The organism is Isoptericola sp. Y581 (genome assembly GCF_059445475.1).
Genome location: NZ_JCAIUK010000019.1, coordinates 1 through 2,879, shown reverse-complemented (window position 1 = coordinate 2,879; position 2,879 = coordinate 1). Strand labels below are relative to the sequence as shown.

At 67.8% G+C, this 2,879-nt stretch carries 5 protein-coding genes; 2 read left to right on the top strand and 3 right to left on the bottom strand.

Translation table 11 applies throughout. From position 1 onward, the window contains the following. On the top strand, positions 1 to 213 hold a 213-nt coding region (locus tag AC1C2W_RS19635; RefSeq protein ID WP_495414062.1), incomplete at its 5' end, for a hypothetical protein. Positions 214 to 271: 58 nt separating this feature from the next. Here the strand turns inward: AC1C2W_RS19635 and AC1C2W_RS19630 are convergent. The 3 genes from AC1C2W_RS19630 to AC1C2W_RS19620 form a co-directional block, all read right to left on the bottom strand. Beyond that, positions 272 to 727 (bottom strand): hypothetical protein, encoded by a 456-nt coding sequence (locus tag AC1C2W_RS19630; protein ID WP_495414061.1) that lies wholly within the window; start codon positions 725 to 727, stop codon positions 272 to 274. Between the two features lie 60 nt (positions 728 to 787). Next, entirely contained in the window at positions 788 to 1,195 is a 408-nt protein-coding gene (locus AC1C2W_RS19625; protein ID WP_495389147.1) for a hypothetical protein, read from the bottom strand. 189 nt (positions 1,196 to 1,384) lie between these two features. Then, positions 1,385 to 2,137, bottom strand: a complete 753-nt coding sequence (locus tag AC1C2W_RS19620; RefSeq protein WP_495389148.1) for an SDR family oxidoreductase — start codon at positions 2,135 to 2,137, stop codon at positions 1,385 to 1,387. An 80-nt stretch (positions 2,138 to 2,217) separates the two neighbouring features. Here AC1C2W_RS19620 and AC1C2W_RS19615 point away from each other — a divergent pair, with 80 nt between their 5' ends. Further along, positions 2,218 to 2,877, top strand: a complete 660-nt coding sequence (locus AC1C2W_RS19615; protein ID WP_495414063.1) for a TetR/AcrR family transcriptional regulator — start codon at positions 2,218 to 2,220, stop codon at positions 2,875 to 2,877. The last annotated feature ends 2 nt before the right edge of the window (positions 2,878 to 2,879 follow it).

Here is a 2,879-nt window from a genome sequence, read left to right as displayed (position 1 = left end):
GCGGTCCGTGCCGACTTCTCCGACAAGAATCTCGGCATCGAAGAACTCCTGCTCGACCCGGTCTCCGGCGCGCTGCTGGAGACTCGGCTCATGGACAACGACGGCGCCCTCATGCTGGGAACCACCGTGCTCGAGCAAGGGCCCCGCGACAGTGCCCCAGCTCCCGAGCCCCCGCTCTGCGGTCCGGGATCCGTACCCGAGAAGTCGTGCTGAGCCCGGGCACGGGTGACGTATTCACCCGGCTCGTCGGATCCGGGCTCGGAAGCAGCGACTACAGGCCGCGTGTCTCGGTATCGGCGAGGCTGTGGTTGTTCGCCGGCCGGGACAAGCTACGCACGGTGGCCGTGGCAGGAAGCGCGAAGACCAGGACGACCAACGGGCCGAACGGCAGCACCGCGCCAGCGGCCACGAGGGCCATGAGGCAGGCAGCACTGACGGCTGCGAACGTGAGACGCCATCTGCCGGCGCGGACACTGGCAACAGTGGCGAGCATGATGGCGATCAGCACGATGACCAGCGCTGCCCACGCCGTCCCGGACTCGAAGACACCACCGGACCGGTACGCCTCGAAGTCATCAACCTGGTTGCGCGCGTAGGTGAGATCCTCAAGCCGGAAGGTCTCGCGCCATGCGAGGACGTATTCGCACATCAACCACGTTCCGACCATCACAGCGACGATCACGGCACCTGTCCCCACGGCGGCCCACCGCTCCTGCTTCGCGTCCATGATCGTCCCCATCTCTCGCGGTGGACCCGAATACTCGCACGGCCGTCCCGCCCGCTGTCGTCAGGTCGTGGGATGAAACGAGGTCGACGCGGTCGGGTCGTGGGGCACGACGACGATCTGGACGTCGTCCTCGTAGATCACGCGGCCCGGGTCTTCCGACTCGACCCGGACGCATTCCACGCCGTGCGCGCTGAGGATCGCGAGGTATGGCGGCACACGTTCGAGGAGGTGGGTGGCCGTGTTCTTGAACCACGCCGTGGCGCGCGGGTGTGCGGTCTCGTCGTAGACGGAGGGGTCGGTGTCCATCGGATCGGGATACGCCGCGTTGTACCAGTCGTTCCCGGCCCGCCACGTCGCGTGTTCCTCGGGCGTCAGGCGCCCGGCACGGCCGAGGAGGTTGGTGAGCCCGAAGACGCCGGTGTGTACACCGCGCTTGCCGGGGAGTGGTGACTGGAAGCGGACGAACATGACCGCAATCTCACCATGAGCTGCGCCCCAGTGAGCTCCCGTCAGCCCTGCCGGCATGGGCCGTCTGCGTCGGGTTTTGAAACTTCCAGAACCCGATTCTGGCGCGCCTCAGAATCGGTCAGTTCTGAACGCCCGGGTCGGTCTGTCGGGAGTCGACAAGGAGATTCGAGCGCGCGGATCGCGCGGGCGTCACAGCATCGACCCGCCGCTGGCGTCGATCCACTGGCCCGTGACCCACCTCGCGTCCTCCGACGCGAGGAAGGCGACGATGTCAGCAACGTCGCCGGGCTGGGCTACTCGACCTAGCGGCGAGAGGGCAGCGACTTCTGCTCGCCCCTCGGCAGTCTGCAGGCGCGTGGTGTTCATGTCCGTGTCGGTCGCGCCGGGGCCGACGGCGTTGACGGTGATGCCTCGTGCACCAAGTTGCTTGGCCAGTGTCGAGGTGAGGGCGTCGACGGCGGCCTTCGACATCGTGTAGGGCAGTAGCTCGGGGTTGCGGGCGCCGTGGGTAAAGCGGGTTGAGACGTTGACGACCCGGCCGCCGTCGCGCAGTCGCGTGAGTCCTTGCTGCAGCACGAAGAACGGCGCCTTGGCGTTCACGTCGAACACCCGCTGGAAGGTCGTCTCGTCCACCTCCGTGAAGGCAGCCCGACCGCCGAGGACTCCGGCGTTGTTGACGATGATGTCGACGCCGTCGGCATGCTCGTCGAACGACGACCAGAGCCTGGCGGCATCCCCCTCGGTGCCCAGTTCGACGCCGATGGCGAAGGCCTCGCCTCCCGCCGCCTGGAGTGCGGCCACTGTCGCGGCCGCGCCCTCGGCGCTGGCGCCGTAGTGGACACCGACGCGCGCCCCGTCCCTACCCAGGCGTTCGGCGATCGCCCGCCCGATCCCGCGCCCCGCCCCGGTCACCAGCGCGGTCTTCCCCGTCAGGTCGTTCATGGTCCACCCCATTGGCTAGCGATCGGTACAGATGTGGAGGCTAGCACCGCCTGTAGCGATCGCTATATATTTGGGCCGTGATGGCGAGCACGCGAGGTAGGCCGAGGTCTTTCGACCGAGCAGCAGCGCTCGACCGGGCGGTGCTGCTCTTCTGGCAGCGCGGGTACGAGGCCACCTCGATCCGCGACCTGACCGGCGAGCTCGGCATCGGGGCCCCGAGCATGTACAACGCGTTCGGCGGGAAGCGGCAGCTCTTCTACGAGGCTCTCGACGCATACACCAATCGGTACGGTGGGTTCATCGACCAAGCCCTCGCCGAGGAACCCACCGCTCGCGAGGCGGCCGCACGCATCTTGCGCGAGGCACCAGTGCGCTACACCCAGACCGACCTTCCCGCGGGCTGCCTGGCGCTCAGCGGCGACCTCGGCACCAGCGACGGCGAGGTCATCGCCCACCTCTCCCAACGGCGCGCCAGGACGACGGAGATGCTCGCTCGGACGATCCACCGTGACGTCGACGCAGGAGAGCTACCTCCAGATACCGACCCTGAGGCACTCGCCCGCTTCACGACCAGCACGCTCACCGGACTAGCACAGGCCGCACGCGACGGCGCGAGCCGTGCCCAACTCATCCCGGTCGCCGAGGTCGCCCTCAGTGCGTGGCCAGCCCCCTTAGAGCGCTATTCACGTGGCCTGGCGGTAGAACTCGAGGTTGGTGATCATGTGGATCACGCTTGGTAGTT

Bases quoted from the DNA above. Each gene is read 5' to 3' on its own strand.
- AC1C2W_RS19625 (WP_495389147.1), bottom strand. From the start codon at position 1,195: ATGTTCGTCCGCTTCCAGTCACCACTCCCCGGCAAGCGCGGTGTACAC.
- AC1C2W_RS19620 (WP_495389148.1), bottom strand. From the start codon at position 2,137: ATGAACGACCTGACGGGGAAGACCGCGCTGGTGACCGGGGCGGGGCGC.
- AC1C2W_RS19630 (WP_495414061.1), bottom strand. From the start codon at position 727: ATGGACGCGAAGCAGGAGCGGTGGGCCGCCGTGGGGACAGGTGCCGTG.
- AC1C2W_RS19615 (WP_495414063.1), top strand. From the start codon at position 2,218: ATGGCGAGCACGCGAGGTAGGCCGAGGTCTTTCGACCGAGCAGCAGCG.